The organism is Paenibacillus sp. TSA_86.1, assembly GCF_052691815.1.
The window spans coordinates 95,718-119,900 of sequence record NZ_JBQZGE010000018.1 but is presented as its reverse complement, the minus strand read 5'-3'; the positions used below and the strand labels follow the sequence as shown (position 1 = coordinate 119,900).

At 46.4% G+C, this 24,183-nt stretch carries 17 protein-coding genes; 15 read left to right on the top strand and 2 right to left on the bottom strand.

All coding sequences use genetic code 11. The features are described from left to right. The first annotated feature begins 82 nt into the window (after positions 1-82). From ACUTVW_RS24195 to rhaA, 11 genes are all read left to right on the top strand, one after another. Positions 83-1,948 carry a GAF domain-containing protein gene (locus ACUTVW_RS24195; RefSeq protein WP_445648111.1) on the top strand — a complete coding sequence of 622 codons (1,866 nt, stop codon included), beginning with the start codon at positions 83-85 and terminating at the stop codon, positions 1,946-1,948. Continuing rightward, positions 1,948-2,622: a diguanylate cyclase domain-containing protein gene (locus tag ACUTVW_RS24190; RefSeq protein ID WP_445648110.1), complete on the top strand. Its 675-nt coding sequence runs from the start codon at positions 1,948-1,950 to the stop codon at positions 2,620-2,622. Before ACUTVW_RS24195 ends, ACUTVW_RS24190 begins: the two co-directional genes overlap by 1 nt. Positions 2,623-2,840: 218 nt before the next feature. After that, positions 2,841-4,436 (top strand): TerB N-terminal domain-containing protein, encoded by a 1,596-nt coding sequence (locus tag ACUTVW_RS24185; protein WP_445648109.1) that lies wholly within the window; start codon positions 2,841-2,843, stop codon positions 4,434-4,436. A 5-nt stretch (positions 4,437-4,441) separates the two neighbouring features. Next, positions 4,442-5,818 carry an ATP-binding protein gene (locus tag ACUTVW_RS24180; RefSeq protein WP_445648108.1) on the top strand — a complete coding sequence of 459 codons (1,377 nt, stop codon included), beginning with the start codon at positions 4,442-4,444 and terminating at the stop codon, positions 5,816-5,818. Continuing rightward, positions 5,815-8,022, top strand: a complete 2,208-nt coding sequence (locus ACUTVW_RS24175) for a DEAD/DEAH box helicase (RefSeq protein ID WP_445648107.1) — start codon at positions 5,815-5,817, stop codon at positions 8,020-8,022. The genes ACUTVW_RS24180 and ACUTVW_RS24175 overlap by 4 nt, the downstream gene beginning before the upstream one ends. Before the next feature lie 346 nt (positions 8,023-8,368). Then, positions 8,369-9,334 carry an EamA family transporter gene (locus ACUTVW_RS24170; RefSeq protein ID WP_445648106.1) on the top strand — a complete coding sequence of 322 codons (966 nt, stop codon included), beginning with the start codon at positions 8,369-8,371 and terminating at the stop codon, positions 9,332-9,334. 102 nt (positions 9,335-9,436) lie between these two features. Further along, a complete protein-coding gene (locus ACUTVW_RS24165; protein WP_434751359.1) occupies positions 9,437-9,862 on the top strand; it encodes a cupredoxin domain-containing protein in 426 nt (141 codons plus the stop codon). 138 nt (positions 9,863-10,000) lie between these two features. Further along, positions 10,001-11,023 carry an SDR family oxidoreductase gene (locus ACUTVW_RS24160; protein ID WP_445648105.1) on the top strand — a complete coding sequence of 341 codons (1,023 nt, stop codon included), beginning with the start codon at positions 10,001-10,003 and terminating at the stop codon, positions 11,021-11,023. A gap of 89 nt (positions 11,024-11,112) precedes the next feature. Next, positions 11,113-11,823, top strand: a complete 711-nt coding sequence (gene treR, locus ACUTVW_RS24155) for a trehalose operon repressor (RefSeq protein WP_445648104.1) — start codon at positions 11,113-11,115, stop codon at positions 11,821-11,823. A gap of 338 nt (positions 11,824-12,161) precedes the next feature. Next, complete coding sequence (locus ACUTVW_RS24150) at positions 12,162-14,231, top strand: bifunctional aldolase/short-chain dehydrogenase (protein ID WP_445648103.1); 2,070 nt, start codon at positions 12,162-12,164, stop codon at positions 14,229-14,231. A gap of 14 nt (positions 14,232-14,245) precedes the next feature. Next, positions 14,246-15,502 (top strand): L-rhamnose isomerase, encoded by a 1,257-nt coding sequence (gene rhaA, locus ACUTVW_RS24145; protein WP_445648102.1) that lies wholly within the window; start codon positions 14,246-14,248, stop codon positions 15,500-15,502. An 81-nt stretch (positions 15,503-15,583) separates the two neighbouring features. Here rhaA and ACUTVW_RS24140 read toward each other — a convergent pair whose 3' ends face one another. Both ACUTVW_RS24140 and ACUTVW_RS24135 read right to left on the bottom strand, forming a co-directional pair. After that, a complete protein-coding gene (locus tag ACUTVW_RS24140) occupies positions 15,584-16,012 on the bottom strand; it encodes a hypothetical protein (protein WP_445648101.1) in 429 nt (142 codons plus the stop codon). A 388-nt stretch (positions 16,013-16,400) separates the two neighbouring features. Continuing rightward, entirely contained in the window at positions 16,401-16,685 is a 285-nt protein-coding gene (locus ACUTVW_RS24135; RefSeq protein WP_445648100.1) for a hypothetical protein, read from the bottom strand. A 634-nt stretch (positions 16,686-17,319) separates the two neighbouring features. Between ACUTVW_RS24135 and ACUTVW_RS24130 the strand changes: the two genes are divergently transcribed. From ACUTVW_RS24130 to ACUTVW_RS24115, 4 genes are all read left to right on the top strand, one after another. Next, positions 17,320-18,993 (top strand): ribonuclease J, encoded by a 1,674-nt coding sequence (locus ACUTVW_RS24130; RefSeq protein WP_445648099.1) that lies wholly within the window; start codon positions 17,320-17,322, stop codon positions 18,991-18,993. Between the two features lie 456 nt (positions 18,994-19,449). Further along, complete coding sequence (locus ACUTVW_RS24125) at positions 19,450-20,433, top strand: LacI family DNA-binding transcriptional regulator (RefSeq protein WP_445648098.1); 984 nt, start codon at positions 19,450-19,452, stop codon at positions 20,431-20,433. A 178-nt stretch (positions 20,434-20,611) separates the two neighbouring features. Then, a complete protein-coding gene (locus tag ACUTVW_RS24120; protein WP_445648097.1) occupies positions 20,612-22,102 on the top strand; it encodes a glycoside hydrolase family 32 protein in 1,491 nt (496 codons plus the stop codon). Positions 22,103-22,128: 26 nt separating this feature from the next. After that, positions 22,129-24,126, top strand: coding sequence for a sucrose-specific PTS transporter subunit IIBC (locus tag ACUTVW_RS24115; RefSeq protein WP_445648096.1), 1,998 nt, complete (start codon positions 22,129-22,131; stop codon positions 24,124-24,126). Positions 24,127-24,183 lie beyond the last annotated feature (57 nt).

Here is a 24,183-nt window from a genome sequence, read left to right as displayed (position 1 = left end):
CTTATTATCCTTCCGTCCGTTAACGGGTGTCCACTTTTTATTCTAGCTCCACAACACATGCTGAGAGGGGATTTTTAAGTTCATGGCTGAACCAAGGTCGAGGCAAGAAATGAGCATGCTTAACCGCACCTTACTCCCGCAAGGGACATATACGAATGATCCTATCGACCTGAATAACTGTGATAAAGAGCCCATTCATATTCCGGGTTTTATTCAGCCTCACGGTGTGCTTTTGGCGATTGATCCGAGCGGCACACCAACGATCGTACAGTGTAGTCAAAATACGTTTGATCATCTGGGCATTCATAGTTCAGATATTTTGGGCATGCCTTTGAGTGATCTCATTACAGAAAATGATGTTAGCAGCCTCCTGCACAACCGTTCCAACGCAACGGTAACGTCAGACTTGCATTATATGGATTTGATTATACAGGTGACAGGGGAGGAGAAGGTCTTCTCGTCTGTTTTGCATGAAAGCGAAGGTCTGCTTATCCTCGAGATCGAGCCTTATTATGAAAAAGAAAACATCGAATCCAACGATTTTGAATGGATATCCCGTTTCTTCGGAAGAATCAAAAGTACAGACAGCCGCGTAGAGGCGAGTCAGATCGCCGCTGAACAAGTGAAAGAAATGCTCGGATATGACAGAGTCATGATCTATGAATTCGACGAGCAATGGAACGGGAAAGTGATTGCGGAAGCGCGCGAACCAGAACTTGAGCCTTTTCTAGGGCATCATTACCCGGCCTCGGACATTCCCAAGCAGGCAAGAGAGCTATATCTTCGCAACTGGCTGCGAACGATTGTCAATGTGGAATATACACCTGTTGAGATCGTACCTTTGTTACAGCCCCTTACAGGCAAACCGCTGAATCTTAGTCTTTCGGTACTGCGGAGTGTGTCACCGCTTCACATTGAATATTTGCAAAACATGGGCGTAGGAGCTACCGTTACGATCTCGCTGATCCATGATAATCAATTATGGGGACTGATTACGTGCCATCATTATTCTGCAAGGTATGTTCCACATCGTGTTCGTAACTTGTGTAACTTTCTGGGTGCTTTTTTCTCCAATGAATTGTTCCAGCGTCAGCAGCTCGATGATTATCAGGCAGAGATCAAGTCCCGTGAGACGGCTGCGCGGCTTGTTAATATTTTTATAGGCAATACAAGTCCGGCGCGTGTGCTAGAAGAACTGCAGGCAGAGCAAGAGACATTGCTTGACCTTATGAATGCATCTGGAGCGGCGATATGTTATCAAGATAAGCTTCTGATGTTTGGTGAGACGCCGACGAATGGACAGATTCGGGAGCTGGCGGGCTGGCTGGCTGAACAAGCTGAGGATCACAGTTACCATACGTCCAGGCTGAGCCTGGAATATGAGACAGCTAAACGATATCAAGGTACGGCTTCCGGGGTTATTTATGTTGCGATCTCACCGGGTCACCATAACTATATGCTGTGGTTCCGTCCAGAGGTGGTTCAGGTCGTTGAATGGGCGGGTGATCCAGCCAAAGCCGTGCTCAAAACGGATGATGGCATGCGATTGTCTCCGCGGAAATCGTTTGAGAAATGGAGGGAGGTTGTCAAATCGACTTCTTATCCATGGACAGCGAGAGAGCTCAGCATTCTGCCATTACTTAAGTCCATTGTACATCGTCAGACTGAAAACCAGCTGGCTCAGGCCGAGGAGCATGCTTTTCAAAATGCCCGTATCTTGAAGCGAAACGAACAGCGTTATTTGCAGCTGATGGATTTTTCGCCGGTTGCCTTTTTCACGCTTACCGAAGGACGAATTATCTATTGTAATATGATGGCGGCTGAACTGTTTGGATATGAAAGTGCTGACAGCCTGATCGGGAAAAATTTCGGTGAGTTTTTACCAGACAATACACGCGATGGTTATGGCAAGACTTTGAAAAACTGCAACATGACATCACCAGTTTGATGAACAATCAGTTATATTTTACAACAGCTTCGGGCATGTCCTTGCTGCTTGAGATTACAATGGCTTCCGTCGTTCATGCGGGTAAACCTTCGGTCATGTTACTGCTCCGCAGCAGAACATCTTATCAGGAACAGGATGAATACAACGAAACAACAAGTCAGCTTCACAATTACCTGACTACGGATCCGCTAACGGATATGCCCGTTCAAACGGTGTTCAAGCAACAACTCGAAGGGGATTGGAGCGATTGCCTGCAGGAGAAATGCAGCCTTGGTCTTCTGATCATAGATATTGACGATTTCCGTTCTTACAATACCGCGTATGGCTTGCAGGGGGGAGATCTGTGTTTACAGTGGATTGGCGAAGTACTGACTGTGGTTAGTGAACAACATGAAGCTCTCATTTCCCGTCTACGTGGTGGTACGTTTATGCTGAAGTTAAAAGGAACCACATCGAAGTATTTATCTGAACTCGCTGAAGAAATCAGGCAGCATGTGCTGGCTCTCCAGATCCAGCGGGAGCTCTCAGGACAGAGTGGTGTAGTTACGGTCAGCGTTGGCGGCGCGGTACTTACGCCTGATGAATCCTCAGCTGCGGGTGAGCTAATTGAACTGGCTACTCAGGCGTTGTACCAGGCAAAGGATGAAGGCAAAAATCGTACACGAGTTGTTTGAGTATATTTTTTAGTCCGCACGGAATATCAAAAACAATGGTTCGATGGTCTGTAATATAGAATGCAAATAGTTGATGGAAAAGAGGGCAGTGATGCCTTCTTTTTTTGTGTTACAAGAATGTGTGATTTTGCCACCCGCAGAAGCTACACAAGTGTTATAATGATGCGTATGGATACACGTGTTCGTATTTTGTGGTGAAAGAGGTGAGTTTCATTTCGATGAGTGATCATTCGGAACAGCTGGAATTTATGGAGATTGATCTGAGTGAAGCAACGGAAACGGCCTCGGTTCGGATACCGGATCGTTCATCTTTAGTGAACCAGAGTCGTCAACCACACAGGCAGCAAGGGGCTGTATTGTCTTCGGAGAAGCGATTTGTGGAGGAGGCTAGACGGCTTGCAGAAGTTACGGGTGAAGAAACAGCACCTGTTCCGTTTATGAGCTACTGGCCGACGTATGGGGTGATGAATGATGCACAGCTGAACTGGTATTTGTATTGGAGAACAGAGGTGCGCCAGGGAAGATACCTGGATGTCGACCTTTCTTACCTGTTTGTTCATGTTTACGAGTTGATTAACGGCATCGGCTGGCTGACTCCCGAGGATGGTTATGAGCAGTTAAAGCGATTGTTGCTGCATTACCGGGCAGGGGTTCCTCAACTCGAATTTTACATGCAGGATTGGTTGGTCGATTATATTCTGGTACACAACCTTCATTCATTAATGCAGGAGGTTATCCTGTTCTCAATCGAATATTTTTCATCGGAGCTCCTGGACAGGGAATTACACCGAGTGTTACAAGATAATGTTGCTGATATTAAGCTGGATATGCTCCAGAGATATTATGACTATGATGTTACGCTCAATACCTTTTACCGGGATGGCGGCAAAGAAATGATGGAACGTTATGTGCCCAAAGTGATGGCAGTCGTGGATTCCTATTTAAAGCGGACTCAGCCAACAGGCCTTTTACCAGAGCTTGAACCGGAAGCCGAGCGGACGGTAAAGCGTACGCTGTTTCAGAAAGCGGTGTATGACGAATCCATTTACGGCAGATTTGTTACATTCACTTATTTTCCTGTTGGATACCGGCAAGACTTTACTCAGAGGTTAACCCGGATCTATCGTTGCACGGAAAATAAACTTCGTGAATGGTCAGGTTTCCGAGGCCGTCTGCGTGGTAAAACGCTGGAACCGGAGCTTGCCGCTGTAATTGAACGTTATCTGGATAGAGCTTTGGCGATGGAACAAGCTGAAGCCGTAACTGCGCCAGTCATTCAGATTGATACGGCAAAACTGGCTTCTTTGCAGGAGGATAGCGAATATGTACGCAAGGCGTTAACCATCGAAGAGAATGAAGCTCCTGCATCGGTTGATGTTGAATTGCAGTCGCCTGAGGTTCCAGATGAAGCTGAATCTCTTCATCCAAGGCAAATGACTCACGCTGAGTCTCGACTCTCAGAGCAGCGAGAACATTCACCGGTGATTCAGGACAACACAGTTATGCCATCAGAGAATGCAACTCCAAGAAATGAGCTGCTTCTTTGGGACGAAACGGCGGAAGCCGATGTACCGGAGGAATGGCTGGAGTTTGCCGAACGACTGGAGTCCCGGCATGTGAGAGCGATCCACGCTTTGCTCGGTGATGATCCGGATCACAATGTGATGCGACTTGCGGAAGAACTGGGAACGATGCCTGCTCTTTTGCTGGATGAAATGAATGATGTGGCGATGGAAACCATCGGAGATTTGCTGGTTGATAGCGACCGAATCGTTCCTGATTATATCGAACTATTTGAACATGTGAAGAGGTGATTGATATGACGGAGCATAAATTAACCGAAACCAAGCCCAATCAGCTTAAAATTCCTAAGCGCTTGACCACAGCACTTGTGAATTCATTAACGGCAGGAGTTGTGCCGCGGATTGGTTTGGAGCAAATTGCCGTAGGACGGAAGCCGGAAGTGGAGGCGATCTTACGCGATTTGGATAACATTGCTGAAGGCGGTGCGGCGTTTAAGCTGATTACAGGCCGGTATGGCAGCGGTAAAAGCTTTCTTTTGCAGATGATTCGCAACTATGCGATGGATCGGGAATTTGTGGTTGCGGACGCGGATCTCTCCCCGGAGCGCAGACTTGTCGGCACGAAGGGGCAGGGCCTTGCAACGTATCGTGAGCTAATGACACGATTGTCTACACGCACACGTCCGGATGGCGGTGCACTGGAGCCTATTTTGCAAAAATGGATCGCGGGTTTGCAGCAAACAGCGATGCACAATCTAAATTTACGCCCGGATGATCCTGCACTGCCGCTGGAGGTAGAGAAACAGATTTACATGGTGACGGGGGAGATGCAGAACCTGGTTCACGGTTTTGATTTTGCCAAGGTGCTGGCGTCTTATTGGAACGGGTACAAACTTGCTGATGATGACCGGAAACTGTCGGCACTCCGCTGGCTTCGAGGTGAATATGCAACGAAAACGGAGGCAAAAAAAGAGCTGTCCGTAGGCGTTATTATTGATGATGATAACTGGTATGACTATTTTAAATTGTGGTCAGAATTTACGGCACGTATCGGTTACAAAGGACTGTTGCTTTTTATTGATGAAGCGGTGAACCTGTATAAAATTACAAACAGTGTTTCACGCCAAAGCAATTACGAGAAGCTGTTAACGATGTTTAATGATACGATGCAGGGTAAGGCGGAGCATCTGGGCATTTTTGTCGGGGGAACCCCTCAGTTTGTGGAGGATGAGCGCCGTGGTTTGTACAGTTATGAAGCGCTTCGTTCCAGACTTATTGATGGTCGTTATGCAACAAGTGCGTATGCGAATTATACGGGGCCAATTATTAAACTGGCCATGTTGTCGCATGAAGAAATTTTGATTTTGCTACAGAAGCTGCGCCAGATTCATGCACTTCATTTCGCGTACACGGCGAGTTTGAGTGACGAACAATTAGTTGGTTTTATGCAAATGGCTGTGAACCGGTTGGGTGCAGATGAGCTTCTGACCACAAGAGAAGTGGTGCGCGACTTTATGGATGTGCTGCATACGCTGCATCAGAATCCCGATGTTACTTACGAGCAGTTGCTTGGCGAGCGTGCAACACAGGCCAATAATTCGGGTAGGGGAACATCTGGTTCGGCGCAAGAGCGGGACGAGCTGGATGATTTTCTGGCGGAGTTCGAGTTATGAGTGAAAACCCTAATCCATTCTATAGATTGGCTCCGTTTGTGCAGGAATTTATTTATAAAAAAAGATGGGAATCCTTGCGACCTGCCCAGATCGAGGCATGTAACATTTGTTTTCATACTCCGCATCACATGCTGATTGCAGCGGGTACAGCTTCAGGCAAGACGGAGGCTGCATTTTTCCCTGCATTAACTGAACTGTATGACGAACCCTCCAAGTCGGTGGGTATTCTATATATTGGGCCGTTGAAAGCACTGATTAATGACCAGTTCGAACGACTGAAAGACTTGCTCACTGAAGGTCATATTCCTGTCTGGCATTGGCATGGAGATGTGCCGCAGTCAGAGAAAACCAAACTGATGAAGAATCCGTCAGGGGTACTGCAGATTACGCCTGAATCGCTGGAAGGACTGCTGATGAATCGTCCCAATGCGATTCCAGCGCTTTTTCACGATCTGCGCTATGTCATTATTGATGAGGTACATGCGTTCATGGGAGCGGATCGGGGAATTCAGGTATTAAGTCAACTGGCTCGAATCGAACGTATGGCTGGTTGTGTTCCTCGAAGAGTCGGACTGTCGGCTACGCTCAGCGATTATGATGCAGCGATAGCTTGGCTTGCGGCAGGAACACGGCAAGGAGTGGATGTGGTATCTTCCCCGGGCGGGCGCAAGCTGAGGCTGCGGGTAGAGCATTTTTCCTTCCCGGATGCACAGAACGAGGAGCAGGCAGAGCAGCTTCATCATGCGCGTAAATCCTACTACGACTTTATTTATGAGAGCACACATCGTAAAAAAGCACTCATCTTCACCAACAGTCGCACAGATGCGGAAGTTACGATTCTGGAGATGCGGCGCGTCGCGGCACGCAGAGAAGAACGGGATGTGTTCCATGTGCATCATGGAAGCATTTCGGCCATGCTGAGAGAAGAGACGGAAGCGGCTTTGCGAACAGGTGCTGGCCCGGCTGTAGCTGCCGCGACCGTTACGCTCGAACTTGGCATTGACCTGGGTGAGTTGGAGCGGGTTGTGCAACTCGGTGCACCCTACAGTGCTTCAAGTTTCGTTCAGCGTCTTGGTCGTTCCGGCAGGCGTGATGATATGGCATCGGAGATGCTTTTTGTATGCCCGGAGGAAGAGGATGAGGAAGCGCAATTACCTGCTCGTATGCCATGGACACTCATGCGTGCTATCGCCGTTATTGAGCTTTATGTTAAAACCAAGTGGGTAGAGCCGCTGGAAGCTCGCAAAATGCCTATAGGTGTACTCTATCACCAGACGATGAGCATGCTGAAAAGTATGGGGGAGGCCGAGCCAAGAGAACTTGCGGCCGAGATCCTCTCCCTGGCGCCTTTTTCAGAGATTACACCGGATCACTATCAAACCTTCCTGAATTATCTGATCGACACAGATCATCTGCAATGGACGGAGGAACAGACGTTAATTATCGGACTCACGGGTGAAAAGATCGTGAATAACTATCGCTTTTACGCCGTGTTTAAGGACGATGAAGAGCATAAAGTACTGAACGGATCGGAAGAGATTGGATCGATCACGACCGTGCCTCCGCCGGGTTATTGTTTCTCGCTTGCAGGTAAACTGTGGAAGGTGGAAGAGGTAGATCGCAAGCATAAAGCCGTGTACGTGAAGTCTGCGAAAGGCAAAGTGGATACACTTTGGCTTGGTGCAGGCGGGGATATTCATACTGAGGTTGTACAAAAAATGCGTGAGGTGCTGTCCGATTCGGTGTTCTATCCGTATTTGTCACCACAAGCCGTCAACCGGCTGGAGCGTGCACGTCGCCTGGCTCGAGAGAGTGGGTTGCTCAAGCAGGTGGTCATTCCGGCAGGCGGTGATTCCATGTATGTGTTGCCTTGGGTGGGCAGCAAAGCGTTCCGTACGCTGGAGCGGCTGATGAAGCATAATTTGTCTGGAAGGCTGGCTTTGCGTTCCGTCGTGCCGATGGAGCCATATTATTTTGTGGTATCAGGCAAAGTGGACGAACGAACCTTGTTAGCCGAGATGATGAGTGAATGTCGACTGGCTCAGGATGCTTCTGCGCTGCTTGCTGAGGATGAAGCTCCGTATCTTGGCAAATACGATGAGTTTATCGCACCGCCTTTGATTCGGGAAGCTTTTGCAATCGATGGATTGGATCTGGAAGGATTAAAATCGGGATTGCAGAAAACACTGGAATGGGAAAGTTAGAGCAGACGTGGAACGGGAAAATCAGAATGGAAAGTTTACATTTTTAAAGTTTAATTTGTAAATAAATTAGAAATGGGTTGACACCACCTTACCCCCCATGTAATATATGAAAAGTCGTCACACATGAGCGATATTTAAATTGCATACTTCATTTCGTATAACCTCGCAGGCCGAAAGTGTACACAGGGCGGGGGTCTCTACGGGAAGCCTATACTTCCTAACTACGATGCCAAGGAATCCATACATTCCTTGCTCGGAGTTAGGATTTTTTGCATTTTAATACGTGGTTGTGACCTTACATGGACCCGAATCAGGGGCGTATTTTTCATCAGGAGGTTTATTGAACATGAAATATTATTTGTCTGTTCTGGCAGGCGCGATGAGTTATGGTATTCTGTCGACGATTGTTGTGCTGGCGTATGGTCAAGGATATCAACTCGGGGAGGTTGTGGGAACACAGCTGATTACCGGTTTTATCCTGTCATGGATGCTGGCCTTATACACGCGGTTCAGAGCTAAACGCAAAACACAGAAGAGTGGAAATGCAAATGTAAATTCTGCGAGCCCAGCTAAGGTCTTTACACGTCTAACCTGGAAGCAGCGCTTGATGCTGATGGCGGCTGGAACACCTACCGTTATTACGGGTCTTGTCTATTATCAATCGTTACGATACATTCCGGCATCGCTTGCCATTATCCTGCTCTTTCAATTTACTTGGATCAGCGTATTGATTCAGGCGATAAGCAAACGTCAGCGTCCAGATAAAGTTACGTTCCTGACCTTGCTCATCCTCTTTGGAGGTACCTTGCTGGCTGCGGGTTTCCTGGAACAGGGCATTAGTAATGTAAGTGGGATCGGTATTGCTCTCGGTTTAATGGCAGCGGTAAGTTATTCCTTGTTTGTATTGTTCAGCGGTAAAGCGGTTCCTTCCGCACATCCGGCATTTCGCAGTGCATGGATGGTTACAGGCGGATTGATTCTGCTCTGCATTCTGTTCCCGCCGACGTTTCTCTTTAACGGTCTGATCTGGAGTCAATTGCTCGTGTTTGGACTGTTACTTGGATTCTTTGGAGCATTTATCCCACCCGTTCTGTTTGCGATCGGAGTACCTCATATCGGTGGAGACATGGCAGGTATCTTGGGTGCGATTGAGCTTCCAGTTGCAGTGCTGTTATCTGCAATTGTGCTGCACGAACATGTCAGTTTGTTACAATGGTTTGGTGTCGTCATCGTGCTGATCGGTGTAGCCTTGCCGGAATTGTACAAACTGCGAGTGCGGCGAAGTCAGAACACACCTGTGTATTCCGGATAGCCCAGAGGGGTCATTTTCATTAAGCGGAGAATCGGGTATGCTTGTAGAGTACATCCATCCACTCACCAATGAAGATGGGACAACGGAATAAGGAGTGTTCACATGAATAGCTGGTTTAAAAAAGTCTGGCCTTTCTTAACTCTAGGTGTGGCTGTAGTCGCACTACTTGGAGGATTCTTTGTATATTTCATGGGTAAAGACGTATCCCCGGGATCGGGCAAGGCAGTAACTGCCCAAGCCGAAACACCTGAGGATTTGAAAGGATACGAAGTCATTGACGTGAACGTGAGCAACGATGGATTTGAGCCCAATGTCATTGAGGTAAAATCCGGAGTGCCTACGAAAATCAATTTTATCCTGACCCGAAGTGTGACACACGTTAAATCTGTCGCAGCAGAGAAGTTAGGCATGGATCTGTATATGCAAAAGGGAGACAACTACTACACGGTGGATAAAAATGTCGCCCCGGGGGAATATGAGCTTCACTGCGGGATGTACATGATCTACGGTACGATTAAGGTTATCTAATGCTTTAACCAAGTATACGGTTAATATAGTTTAGTTCAACTTATACGGAGGAGCAAGGTTCGGTCAACCGAACTTTGCTCCTTTTTCGGCTGCGTGATATCATGAACGGGATAGCATAATCGATCTGGAGGTGCAGCAATGAAAGCGCTATTTATCGGAGGGACAGGCACAATAAGTACTGCAATCACCGAGATGCTCGCCAAGCAAGGCTGTGAATTGTACTTGATCAATCGAGGTAACCATAACGATGATTTACCTGCAGAAGTTCGAGTTCTTCAAGCCGATATTAATGACGAAAAACGGGTAGCCGAGTTAATTGCCGATTTGCAATTTGATGTGGTGGCAGACTTTATTGCTTTTGTGCCGGCACAACTGGAGAGAGATTATCGTCTGTTCAAAGGCAAGACCAAGCAGTTCATTTTTATAAGCTCGGCATCAGCATATCAGACGCCACTGGCGGATTACAGAATCACCGAAGGAACACCTTTATCGAATCCATTCTGGGAATACTCCCGTAACAAAATTGCGTGTGAAGACTACCTTATGCAATTATATCGGCACGAAGATTTTCCTGTGACCATTGTTCGTCCAAGTCATACCTATGGCGATAAATCCGTACCACTGGGTGTGCATGGTGAGCATGGAAGCTGGCAGGTTCTTAAGCGTATGATTGAAAATAAACCGGTAATCATTCACGGTGACGGCACTTCGTTATGGACGATTACACACAACAGGGATTTTGCCAAAGGTTTTATCGGCTTAATGGGTAATATTCACGCCATCGGCGAGGCTGTGCATATCACCTCGGATGAGTCTGTCACATGGAACCAGATTCATGAGATCATTGCTGATGTGCTTGGGGTCAAACTACATGCGGTTCACGTGCCATCCGATTTTTTGGCGGCTAGCAGTGATTTGGATTTCCGGGGTGGTTTGCTTGGAGATAAAGCCAATACGGTTGTTTTTGACAACAGCAAATTGAAACGGCTGGTCCCTGAATTTGTGGCAACGACAAGAGCGGACCAGGGAGTTCGCAGCACGATTGAGCACATTTTGAAGCATCCCGAATTACAGACTGCCGATCCTGAATTTGATGAATGGTGCGACAGAGTCGTACGCTCATTGGATGAAGCGTTAATCAAAATCAGAGGCGGGAAGTAAGAGCAGTTCAGATTCCATTTGAATTCGTTTTAATGCTATAATAAGTTGCCAATAAGACAAAAAAGGGTAATGAGCTATGGTGATGAAAAATGAATAATAAATTTATCCGAATATATGAAGATATTGCTGAGCGTATTCGGAATGGAGACATTGAGGCCGGTACACTGCTTCAATCAGAACTGGATTTATCGGAACGGTATCAAACATCCAGAGAAACCATACGTAAAGCACTGAAAATGCTGTATGAAGAAGGGTACATCCAGAAGATTCAGGGAAAAGGCTCCATTGTGCTGGACATACGCAAAATAGATTTCCCTGTTTCAGGTCTGGTTAGCTTCAAGGAACTGGCGCAAAAGATGGGACACCGTGCACAAACCGTTGTGAAGCTGTTTGAGGAACAAGTGGTGGATCAGGCGTTAAGCCAAAAGACCAGCTTTGCTCTGAACGAACATGTCTGGCAGATCAATCGTGTTCGCAAAGTGGATGGGGAACATGTCATTCTGGATAAGGATTACATCAGTCAGAGGTTCATTCCGGGGCTGAATAAAGACATCTGTAGCGACTCCATCTATGAGTACATCGAGCAGAAACTTGGGCTGACCATATCGTATGCCAAGAAGGAAATTCTGGTGGAGGAGCCTACAGCTGAGGATCGCGAACTGTTAGATCTGGAAGGGTTCCACAATGTTGTTGTTGTGAGAAGTAAAGTATACCTGGAAGATACGAGCCAGTTTGAGTTTACGGAATCACGGCATCGACCTGACAAGTTTGTATTTGTTGATTTTGCCAGACGCAAATAAGCGGAGTATAAGGTCAGTCAATAAGCAATGTGCAAGATGTAACAAGTAAATACATGCTGAATGTCAACATAAAAAGAGTATCAGGTCACTGTAATCAGAGGTGATCGGGTACTCTTTTTGTCATACGGCATCCTTGTTCACAGTCTGAACAAGGTAAGGAGTGAACGAATTTGGAATTGAAACAGCCTGCTTAAGCTTTTCTAAATGGAACGCAGTTGAAGTTGAAGTCGGATTCTTTGTATACTTTTGTTTTGTTTGAAAAAGTTTTTGTTTTCAAAACAAAACAAAGGTGATAAACTCAAATAAGGAAGAAAACAAACATTATCGGAGGGGAACAAATGGTACAGAGTTTATGGAATGCGGCGCAGGCATCAGAGAAAACAACAGGACTGGAACAATTAGTATACCGCTCCAATCTGATCGGGACGGATCGGCGGGTCTGCAATATTTATGGCGGAAATACTTCTGCCAAAACAACGATAAAGGATTTTCGCGGCCGTGATGTCGAAGTGATGTATGTGAAAGGGAGCGGCTCAGATCTTGGCTCCATGGAAGCGAAGCATTTTACTGGACTGGCACTTGAAGATATCGGCCCACTTATGGAACGTGATTCGATGTCAGACGAAGAGATGGTGGAATACCTTGGTCACTGCATGATTGATGCGAAACATCCGCGTGCGTCGATTGAAACGCTGCTACATGCGTTCCTTCCTTACAAACATGTCGATCATACTCACCCGGATGCAATCATCAGCCTCTGCTGTGCGGATAACGGGAAAGAGCTGGCACGTGAAATATATGGGGATCGTTTTGTGTGGGTTCCTTATGTACGTCCGGGTTTTACACTATCCAAAATGATTGCTGAAAGCGTATTCGCTAATCCGAATGCCGAACTTGTGCTTATGGAGAAACATGGTCTGGTGACTTGGGGAGAAACCTCGGAGGAATGTTACGCTCAGACGATCAAAATTATTAATGAAGCGGAAGCATTCATCGAGGCACGTGTAAATGAAGCGAAGCTGTTTGGCGGCGTAAAACATCCTGCCCTTCCTGCTGAAATTCGTCGTCAGATTGCGGCCAGGGTGATGCCCGTTATTCGCGGAGCAGTGTCGGACAGCAAAAAAATGATTTTGTCCTTTGACGATCAGGATGATGTGCTTGCTTTTGCAGGTGGAGCGGATTCTCCGCAGTTGTCTCAGGTTGGCGCGGCTTGTCCAGATCATCTGGTACATACCAAAGTGGTGCCGCTGTTCATTGACTGGACGCCAAATGCGGATGATATTGACGGGCTGAAGGCGAAGCTCGTAGAAGGCGTTGCTGCGTACAAAGAGCAATACAAGCAGTATTTCGAGGACAACAAAAATGAAGGCGACGTGATGTTCGAAGCGGCACCTCGCGTTATTCTTATTCCGGGCGTAGGCATGATTAATACCGGCAAAAGCTGGGCGCTGTCACAGGTAAGCGGTGCACTGTATCATCGTGCGATTGCAGTTATGCGCGGAGCGACAAGCCTCGGTAAGTTTGTTTCGCTTAGTGCGAATGAATCTTACAATGTGGAATACTGGCCGCTGGAGCTGTACAAATTGTCGCTGGCTCCTGCAGAAACAGAGTTTTCTCGCAAGGTGGCGTTTATTACCGGTGGTGCAGGCGGAATCGGCAGCGAGACGGCGCGCAGACTGGTTTCAGAAGGCGCACATGTTGTGCTTGCAGATCTGAACTTGGAAGGTGCACAGAAGGTTGCACAGGAAATTAATGATCAATATGGTGCCAATCGTGCATACGCGCTCAAGATGGATGTGACGGACGAGGAAGCGGTACAGTCGGCATATGCTGAAGCAGCTCTGCAATATGGCGGAGTGGATATCATCGTCAACAATGCGGGTCTGGCCACATCCAGTCCATTTGACGAAACATCTTTGAAGGAATGGAATCTGAATATCAGCGTGCTGGGCACCGGTTATTTCCTGGTCGCTCGCGAAGCATTCAAATTAATGAAAGAACAGAGCATCGGTGGAAGTATGGTCTTCATCGGATCGAAAAACTCGGTATACGCGGGTAAAAGTGCTTCTGCTTACAGCTCGGCCAAGGCACTCGAAGCCCATCTGGCTCGCTGTATAGCAGCGGAAGGTGGCGAATATGGTATTCGTGTCAACACCATTTTGCCTGATGCTATTCTGCAAGGTTCAGCCATTTGGAACGGGTCATGGAGAAACGAACGTGCGGCAGCATATGGTATTGAGCCGGATCAGCTGGAGGAATATTACCGTAAACGTACAACACTGCTTGTGAATATCTATCCGAGAGATATCGCGGAAGGCATCGCCTTCTTTGCTTCATCCAAATCAGAGAAAACGACAGGTTGTATGCTGACCATTGATGGTGGTGTACCGGCAGCATTCACACGTTAAAGGAGGTTTGACGGATGCAAAATCAGGTGGAACAAGCATATGAAGCAGCGAAGGCTTTATATGCACAACATGGCATTAATACAGATGATGTGCTAAGCAAGCTGGCGAACATTAAAGTATCTGTGCATTGCTGGCAAGGAGACGATGTCAAAGGGTTTTTGAATCAGGAAGGTGAGCTGACGGGCGGCATATCTGTTACGGGTCAATATCCTGGGGCAGCAACGACTCCTGCCGAGCTTCGTGCGGACTTGGAGCAGGCTTTTGCACTTATTCCCGGTAAACATAAAGTCAACCTGCACGCGATCTATGCCGACACTGACGAACAGGTGGAGCTGGATCAGATCGAACCGAGGCATTACGAGAATTGGGTGACTTGGGCGAAAGAGAACGGACTGGGGCTGGACTTTAACCCGACTTGTTTCTCTCATGAAAAATCAAGCGACGGCTTCACACTCAGTCATCCAGACCCGGAGATACGCAAGTTCTGGATCGATCACTGTAAAGCTTCACGGCGAATCGGCGCTTACTTTGGCGAGCAATTGGGGCAGACGTGTGTAACCAATGTATGGGTACCCGACGGATTTAAGGATAACCCTGTAGACCGGATGTCTCCCCGCAAACGTCTGAAGGAGTCACTGGACGAAGTGTTTGCGGAACCGCTGAATCCAAAGCATAATCTGGATGCGGTCGAGAGCAAGCTGTTTGGCCTTGGCTCAGAAGCATACGTTGTAGGTTCACATGAGTTTTATATGGGATACGGTTTGCAAAATGATACTTTAATCTGCCTGGATGCCGGCCATTTTCATCCAACCGAAGTGATTTCGGGCAAACTGTCCTCCCTGGCATTATTCACGAGCGGTATACTGCTTCACGTCAGCCGTCCAATGCGCTGGGACAGCGACCATGTCGTTATCATGGACGATGAGTTGCTTGAAATCGCTCGTGAATTGGTGCGGCATGAGTTGCTGGACACGACACACATCGGGCTGGACTTCTTTGACGCCAGCATTAACCGTGTGGCGGCATGGGTTGTTGGTACTCGTAATACAATCAAAGCCCTACTGCGAGCTATGCTTGAGCCGATGGATACGTTGAAGCAAGCGGAGTTGGAGGGAGATTATACGACACGTCTGGCATTGACAGAGGAGTTCAAATCCTATCCGTTTGGGGCAGTGTGGGATTACTATTGTGCCCAGCAGGGTGTGCCTGTTCGTGAACAGTGGATCAAGGACGTTAAATCATACGAGCAGAACATAATTCAATCAAGGTGAAATATTACGAAAACCCTGTTATTACAGGGTTTTTGTTTGCTTTATAGGAGAGGGAAAGTTTCAGCACGATGAGTTGTGAATTTAATCAAAGTCTTTCGATTCTAGTAACTCATCTATAATTTGCATTAAGATAGTGTATGTAACTACATTTTTATTAAAGTGTTTGTTAATCCGAAAAGCGCGAAACATTAAGTAAATAATTAAAAAGTATACGGGTACAAATAGTGATTTCTCTAATGGTGAAGAGGGAACTATACTAAAAAATCCGATAATCAAGCTAATTAAAACAGCGATAATCGCAATGTTATTTCCTTGGGAGCTTATTAGCGATAATTGAGCCTGATAGTGGGTTCGAATATTTTGCAATTCGTCTTCCACTTTATTTCCGCTCCCACGGGCAATATAGACTATGAATTTAAGGCTTCTCCTTGCTTCTTCTACATGTTGAGGATTTTTTACTTTAATCGAATTTAAATATTCTTCGAGAGATTGCAAGTTACTATAAATCATACATTTACTCCTTTAAATTGATATCGGAAATTGCAGCAACGTTTGGACAAGCTGACTCAATTAAGGCAATTCTGCTAGAGTTCGAACAGTTCTGTTACCGTATGCTCAAGATCAAGCACAAGTCCGTAACTATGGTACAGAAGGATTATCAACGATGCCGTAGGAGCTGCGGAACTAAGCAGTCCGAGATTGCCAAGAGTAAGAATTAGCGTTCGGATACCGGTATAAGAACCTGAAAAGCCCACCGGAAGAAAATGGCCAGATTTTTGCGCTGGACAAGCCTTCCAAAGTGGGATCGAGCAAGCATATGTATCCGGGTGATCCTTAGTTGAATAGTTGAGGCTAAAGAAATAGTCAACTGCCGATGTACGACGCAATTGGTAATGGATTAAATTTTGAGGCAACTAGCCCATGCATACTCATCACCTTGACTAGGTGGAATTTCTCCACTAGCTATTTTATCCATATGTTTAATGTGCTGGATAATCGCATCATGCGGTTCAGAAACATTATTATTGATTCTTGCTGTTAGAATCCCTAATACATCGTTATTCACAAGATTTTGAGCACAGATCTTAGCCGCTGAACTATCGCTATTATTCTGTTTGTACAATCTGTAATCTGGCAGTATTCCTACAATTTTAGCATTTTCAATGGGGGTCCAAGTAGCCATAGAATCACTCCTTATGTATTTTGGGATATTATACCATGGTTCTATGAGAGAAGGTGAAAGAAGAAATAACATGCAAAATGAAGGATGATAGGATTACGTACTTGTCGCTCGTGGATAAGGGAAAAGGGCGCTAATGATGTGTATGAAGAGGTACCTTTTTCGGAATTATAGCAGTCAAAAGTTCATTTGTTGTTAATGAAGGTTAGTGGCTAGATTGAATATAGTTTCATTTGGAGTAGGTGTTTTGGAAGGTTAAATACCAGTGAACTTTAAATTAAATCTTACTAGAGGTGCACTTCAATTTGCTGCAGTAGACCTTTACAATACCTTTAGCGATTTCTAAGATGGATCTCGCAGGTGCCTAATATGCTGTCTTGTAGTATGTAACTAAATATACGTAATTAATTTGGATCTTTAGTAATGTTCAAAACTGCACCAAATTACTGGTGGTTCGAAGTGTCGTTTAATAAGTACAGTAAACGGCACATTTACTCATAAACCACGGCGGAATGAACGTTCCGTATATGGTTTTTTGGCGTATATCCGCCCTTATGCATAACCAAGGTGATTCCTTCCATACTAGGGATACAGAAGAAATACAGTGAATCGCTATACAGAGGAGGATGAAGGCATTTTGAAGTTTGCTCATAACAGACTGTATATTGCCGCACTTGGCGGCGTGAATGAAATCGGCAAAAACATGTATTTGATCCAGTACAATCAAGACATTATTGTGATTGACTGTGGTTCCAAGTTTCCAGATGAAACGATGCCAGGAATTGATCTTATCGTGCCGGATGTCACGTATCTGCTCGAAAATCTGGATAAAGTCAAGGCACTTGTTGTCACACATGGACATGAAGATCATATTGGCGGAATTCCGTATTTTCTAAAACAAATTAACATTCCCGTCTACGCATCCAGGCTGACTCGTGGTCTGATTGAGCTAAAATTGAGAGAGCATAACTTGCTGCGCCAGTCCGATCTGCATACGATTGACGCAAACTCTCAGATCACGCTGGGAAGTATAGACGTTTCTTTTTTTGCAACGAGTCACAGCATCCCGGACTGTCTGGGTATTTTCTTTCAAACACCGGCAGGCAACGTGGTGCATACGGGAGACTTTAAATTTGACATGTCCCCTGTAAATGGCCCTTTTCCTGACTTACATCGCATGGCCGAAATCGGAAAACAGGGGGTGCATGTGCTGCTTTCGGAGAGTACGAATGCTGAAAGACCAGGGTTCACACCTTCGGAACGTATTGTCGGGGATCATATTCTGGACGCATTTATTCGTGCGAAACAAACAGTGTTTATCTCTACTTTTGCATCTAATATCAGCAGAGTGCAACAGATCGTAAACGCAGCTTTTCAGACCGGACGCAAGCTTGCACTGCTTGGACGAAGCATGATTAACGTTGTGAATGTGGCAAGCGAACTCGGATATCTCGACGTGCCCGATGGGCTATTGATCGAGGCAGCTGATTCGGGTCAGTTTCCGCGCGAGCAGGTCGTTGTGTTATGTACCGGAAGTCAGGGGGAGGCAATGGCTGCCTTGTCTCGCCTAGCTGCAGGCAAACATCCTCAAGTTAGTATTGAATCCGGAGATACAGTAATTATTGCAGCAGGAGCCATACCCGGTAACGAAAGAAATCTTGCCCATGTCATCGACAACCTGTATGTACTAGGTGCACGTGTTATCTATGGCTCCAGCGGTGCAGCAGGTATGCACGTATCGGGTCATGGAAGCCAGGAAGAGCTGAAGCTGATGCTTACCCTCATGAAGCCAGATTATCTCGTTCCGATTCACGGTGAATTCCGGATGCTGTATCAGCACAGACTGCTTGCCGAATCGGTCGGCATTGAGCAGAGTCATGTGTTTATCGTCAATAACGGGGACATGGTGGAGTACAAAGAAGGCGTCGCTTCACTAGGCCCTAAAATCGCTTCGGGCAACAGCTTGGTTGACGGATTGATTATCGGTGACGTAGGCAATATCGTGCTTCGAGATCGCAGGCAGCTGTCGTCGGATGGTATGCTGGTCATTGTAACCACGCTTAGCAAAACAGAAAAACAAATGGTTGCTTCCCCGGAGATTATTTCCAGAGGTTTTGTCTTTGTGAAAGATTCGGAACAATTCATGAGTGAAATTCATGAACGTGTAGTTAATCGGATGGATGAGTTAACGGGTGCGGGTGTCAATCAGTGGAATGTGATGAAACGTAAGCTGAAGGACGAGATCGGTCATTACATTTATGCGCAAACCAAGCGCAGACCGATGATTTTGCCGATTATTATCGAGGTTTGAACTGAAAGTTCGCAGGCAAAACGGAAGAGCATCCGTGCCTGATCTCTTTAGACTTATGTGTTTACAAAATGACTTTGCCAAGTTCGGTTCAATTCGTATGGAGCACACGACGCTGTGAGCTTCTACGTGAACCGGGCTTATTTTACTGTGTCACTCTTGCTCGTATTCGCTGAGCTTTACGATTCGAGTTATAATACATAAATGAACGATTTTATAAATAATTTAATTTACACAGAAACGGAGAGGACAGAAAAAACCTGGAAAAGCGGAGCGATCGCCTAAAAGCTTTCTGAAAGAAAGCTGCTTCGGAAGCATATGCTTATCACCGGATTTACTCCTTTAGAAAAGGGGATTCATGAAATCTGGGGATAACAGCGGTTGGAAGGTTATTCTGTCATCGAAGTAAACGTGTAAACTATACTTATTGCAATTCATTTAGATCCAGAGGAGTTTCTTATGAACAAAAACATTTCAGATATCGCTCAATTGGCAGGCGTGGCGAAGAGTACCGTGTCCCGTTATCTGAATGGCGGATCGGTTAGTGAGGATACCCGTCAGAAGATTGAGCGTATTATTAAACAATATAATTATGTTCCAAATACCTTCGCACAGAGTCTCAAAGCGAAAAAGACGAGCATTATTGGCACGGTTGTTCCACGGCTGGATTCTTATGCGACATCCCAAACGCTGATCGGTATTGACGAGGAGTTGCGAGGGCTTCAATATCAGATGCTTATTGCAAATACGAGCCAGGATATGCAGCGTGAGATTGATGCGATTTATGATTTCGCCAGACAAAAGGTGTCCGGGATCATTCTGCTCGCTGCTGAAATCACGGAAGCACACTTGAAAGCCATTGAGGACATCCGGATTCCGGTATTACTGGTGGGACAGAAGCATGATTTACTGCATTGTCTGATTCATAACGACGATCAGGCTGGCTACATCATGGGGAAATATGTGGTTGAACAGGGGCACCGAGACATCGTGTATATGGGTGTGAGCGAGAAGGATCAGGCTGTAGGTGTTCATCGTAAACAAGGGTTTAAACGCGCGATTGACGAGTGTAGCAATTGTAATGTCAGATACTATGAAACGAGCTTCAAAATGTCTGAAGCCGTGATCACAGCTGAGCAGATTCTGCAAGAAAACAGACCAACTCTCATCGTAGCAGCGACAGATAATATTGCGATGGGTGTGATGAAGACAGCGTCGTTCCAAAAAATTCGAATTCCCAAGCAATTATCAGTGACGGGGTTCGGTGGTTACGATATTACGGAGATGATTCATCCAACATTGACCACGGTAAAATATGATTATTTACAGGCAGGTAAACTTGCGGCGAGCCACATTAGCCAGCTGGTAGAAGGGGAGAACGTGAGGAAGCATACCATCCTGGATGTTGAACTTATTCTCCGAGAAAGCGTTGACAAAAGATAAATTGATCCTTTATGATAATTCCATCGAACCGGTTCCATAGATCTTGCTACTTCAGACATGGGAATGCGGGCAAGCAACAATAGTTGTGCATGGAATTATTTTTTTGTTTGATTTGGAACCGGTTCCTCTACTCTGAGACTTCTGATTTTTGCATCATGATTGGAGATTGATATGACGTATGAAAATGACAAGAGAGCAGCTCTATCGGCGGATTGAGCAAGCTGAACCGGGAGAGATTGCCGCACTGGAAGCTAAGATCGCTGCATGTCCATGGAGACAGGGTTACCATATTCAGCCCGTAACCGGTTTACTTAACGATCCGAACGGATTTTCCTTTTATGAAGGTTACTACCATCTGTTTTATCAATGGTTCCCTCTTGGAACAGAGCACGGCATGAAATATTGGTATCATACCCGTTCTAAAAATTTGGTGACTTGGGAGAATGTTGGTATTGCGATTGAACCCGGAACTCCTTATGACTCTCATGGAGCGTATTCCGGAAGTGCGATTGAAAAAGATGGCAAGTTAAACCTGATCTATACAGGCAATACGCGAGATGAGAATTGGATAAGACATCCGTTTCAGTGCTTGGCGTTCATGGATGAGCAGAATGTAATCACAAAATTCGAGCATCCTGTCATTTCTGACGTACCGACTGGATATACCGAACATTTCCGAGATCCGAAGGTGTGGCTGCGCGAAGATGTCTATTATGGTGTCATTGGAGCCCAGCGTACGGATGAGACAGGATGCACGGTACTGTATTGCTCGGCAGATTTGAAACATTGGCAGTTTCTTGGTGAGATCGGCACAACATTGTCTTCCTTCGGTTACATGTGGGAATGCCCCGACTATCTGGAGCTGGAAGGCCAGGGAGTACTCATCTTCTCACCACAAGGCATTCCGGCCGAATCAGACCGATACCAAAACATCTATCAATCGGGATACCTCATTGGTGAACCTCTAAACCTGGATACGAGAGAATTCACACATGGGGAGTTTGAGGAACTGGATCGTGGATTTGACTTTTATGCGCCGCAAACGATGCAATCCCCAGACGGAAGACGAATTCTGGTTGCATGGATGGGACTTCCTGACCTGGCGTATCCCACAGATGACAGTGGTTGGGCCCATTGTTTAACGATTCCACGGCAATTATCGATTCAAGGCGGCGAGCTTATTCAGCGACCCGTTCCTGAAATGGCTCAGCTGCGCAAGGATCAGCAAGGTATTCGGACTCAGGACTCGCTTAGCAATGAAAGCCGATCCTTTGCAGGCTATAATGGTATCGCTTACGAACTCCAATGTGAGATTAGCGACAATGATGCAGACCTTGTGGGCATTGAGTTTCGGGCAAGTGATACGGAGAAAACGGTCATTCAGTATGATCGCCTGCAGCGCAAACTTATATTGGATCGCAGTCAGTCTGGTGCGGCACTATCCGAAGCGAGTGGTACCATTCGCACCTGTACTTTAAATGAAGATATAGATGTAGATGCTGTAATCAAGCTGCATATGTTCGTGGATTCGTCCTCGGTTGAGATATTTGTCAACGATGGACAGGAAGTCTTCACTAGCCGAATCTTCCCAAGCCGGGACAGTACGGATATTCGATTTTTTGCACTCGGAGGCAAGGCGGCTTTCAGAGCGGTTATGTGGAATGTTTAGATTGAATGAGAGAGGGATGAGACAACATGTCGGATAATCAGCGCATTGCTAAAGAGGTCATCCAGGCTGTCGGGGGAAAAGAAAATATCGCTTCCTTTGCACATTGTGCAACACGGCTTCGCATCATGGTGAAGGATAAAGAGCAGATTGATCAGAAGCAAGTCGAGAACATCGACAAGGTGAAGGGTGCCTTTTTTAACTCGGGTCAGTATCAGATCATCTTCGGCACAGGTACGGTCAACCGAATCTTTGAAGAAGTTGAGAAGTTAGGGATTGAAGGATCATCGAAGGAAGAGGTGAAGAGTCAGGGGAAAAAGGAAGGCAATGCATTCCAGCGAGCAGTTCGTACGTTTGGTGATGTCTTTGTTCCGATCATTCCTGTGCTCGTGGCAACAGGCTTGTTCATGGGTCTGCGCGGACTGCTTACGCAAAATGAAATTCTGGCATGGTTCGGTGCAACGCCAGATGATATCTCGCCAAACTTCTTGTTGTTCACGCAAATTCTAACGGATACGGCTTTTGCATTCCTGCCTGCGCTTGTCGCCTGGTCTGCATTCCGTGTATTTGGCGGAAGTCCGGTTCTCGGAATTGTGCTCGGCCTGATGCTGGTGAATCCAGCGCTGCCGAATGCTTATGCAGTGGCCGATGGTTCGGCGCAACCCTTGCATATGTTCGGTTTTATCCCCGTCGTAGGGTATCAGGGTTCGGTTTTACCTGCGTTTTTTGTAGGTTTGCTGGGTGCCAAGTTTGAAAAGGTACTGAGGAGACGTGTGCCTGAGGCACTGGATCTCATTTTGACTCCATTCATTACGTTAACGGTTATGATCACGCTAGGACTATTCGCTATTGGTCCTGTATTTCACTCGCTTGAAGAGTGGGTACTACATGGTACAACGGCTGTGCTCGATCTGCCTTATGGAATCGCAGGTATTATTATTGGTTTCTTCCATCAGATCATCGTGGTTACGGGTGTACATCATATTTTCAACTTTCTGGAGATTCAGTTACTGGAGAAAACAGGATTTAATCCTTTTAACGCAATCATTACATGTGCTATGGCTGCACAGGGAGCGGCATGTCTTGCCGTTGGTTTGAAAACCAAAAATATGAAGCTCAAAGCACTCGCGCTTCCTTCATCTTTATCCGCATTCCTTGGTATCACGGAACCAGCGATCTTCGGTGTGAATCTGCGTTACATGAAACCGTTTGTGATGGGTCTGGTTGGGGGTGCAGTTGGTGGTTTCATCGCATCGCTCTTCCATCTGCAAGGTACAGGTATGGCTGTTACGGTCATTCCGGGAACACTTCTGTATCTGAATAGTCAATTGCCTTTGTACATCTTGTCAAACGTCACGGCCATGGCCATTGCCTTTGCACTGACCTGGTTCTTCGGATATAAAGATCAACCTGTTGAGGCAGCTTCCGACAGTGCTTCATCTATTGACACAACAGCTGCGGCTTCTGCGTCATCAGCATCGGGAGCAGCGTTGACACAGGCAACGACTACGTCAGCGACATCGGTTAGCGCAACATCTCGCTCAAAAGTGGAACTTCTGGAGATCGCATCCCCGATCCATGGTAGAGTCATTGAACTGGAGCAGGTACCTGATCCGGCATTTTCAGAAAAACATATGGGCGAAGGTATCGCGATTGAACCTTCCGAAGGAAAAGTATTTGCTCCGTTTGATGGTATCGTTGCGCATGTGATGGATAAGAGTAAACATGCTGTCATTTTGGAGCATGAAACAGGAGTTCAGCTGTTAGTTCATATCGGCATCAATACGGTTGGACTGAAAGGGAATGGCTTCATCGCCCATGTAAATAGCGGAGATCCTGTGGTTGCCGGGCAGCTGCTCATTGAATTTGATATGGATACCATCGAGGAGGCGGGACTACCGCTGATTACTCCTGTACTAATCCCAAGCGGTAACGAAGCAATTGCTTCTGTGAGAGCGATATCAAGTGGTATCGTGCAAGCAAACGGGAAAAAAGTGCTGACGGTAGAGTTTACAGAGCCACAATAAACCAATGCCACGGAAAACAATGAAACCGTTACATCAGCATGAGAACATGATCAGCTG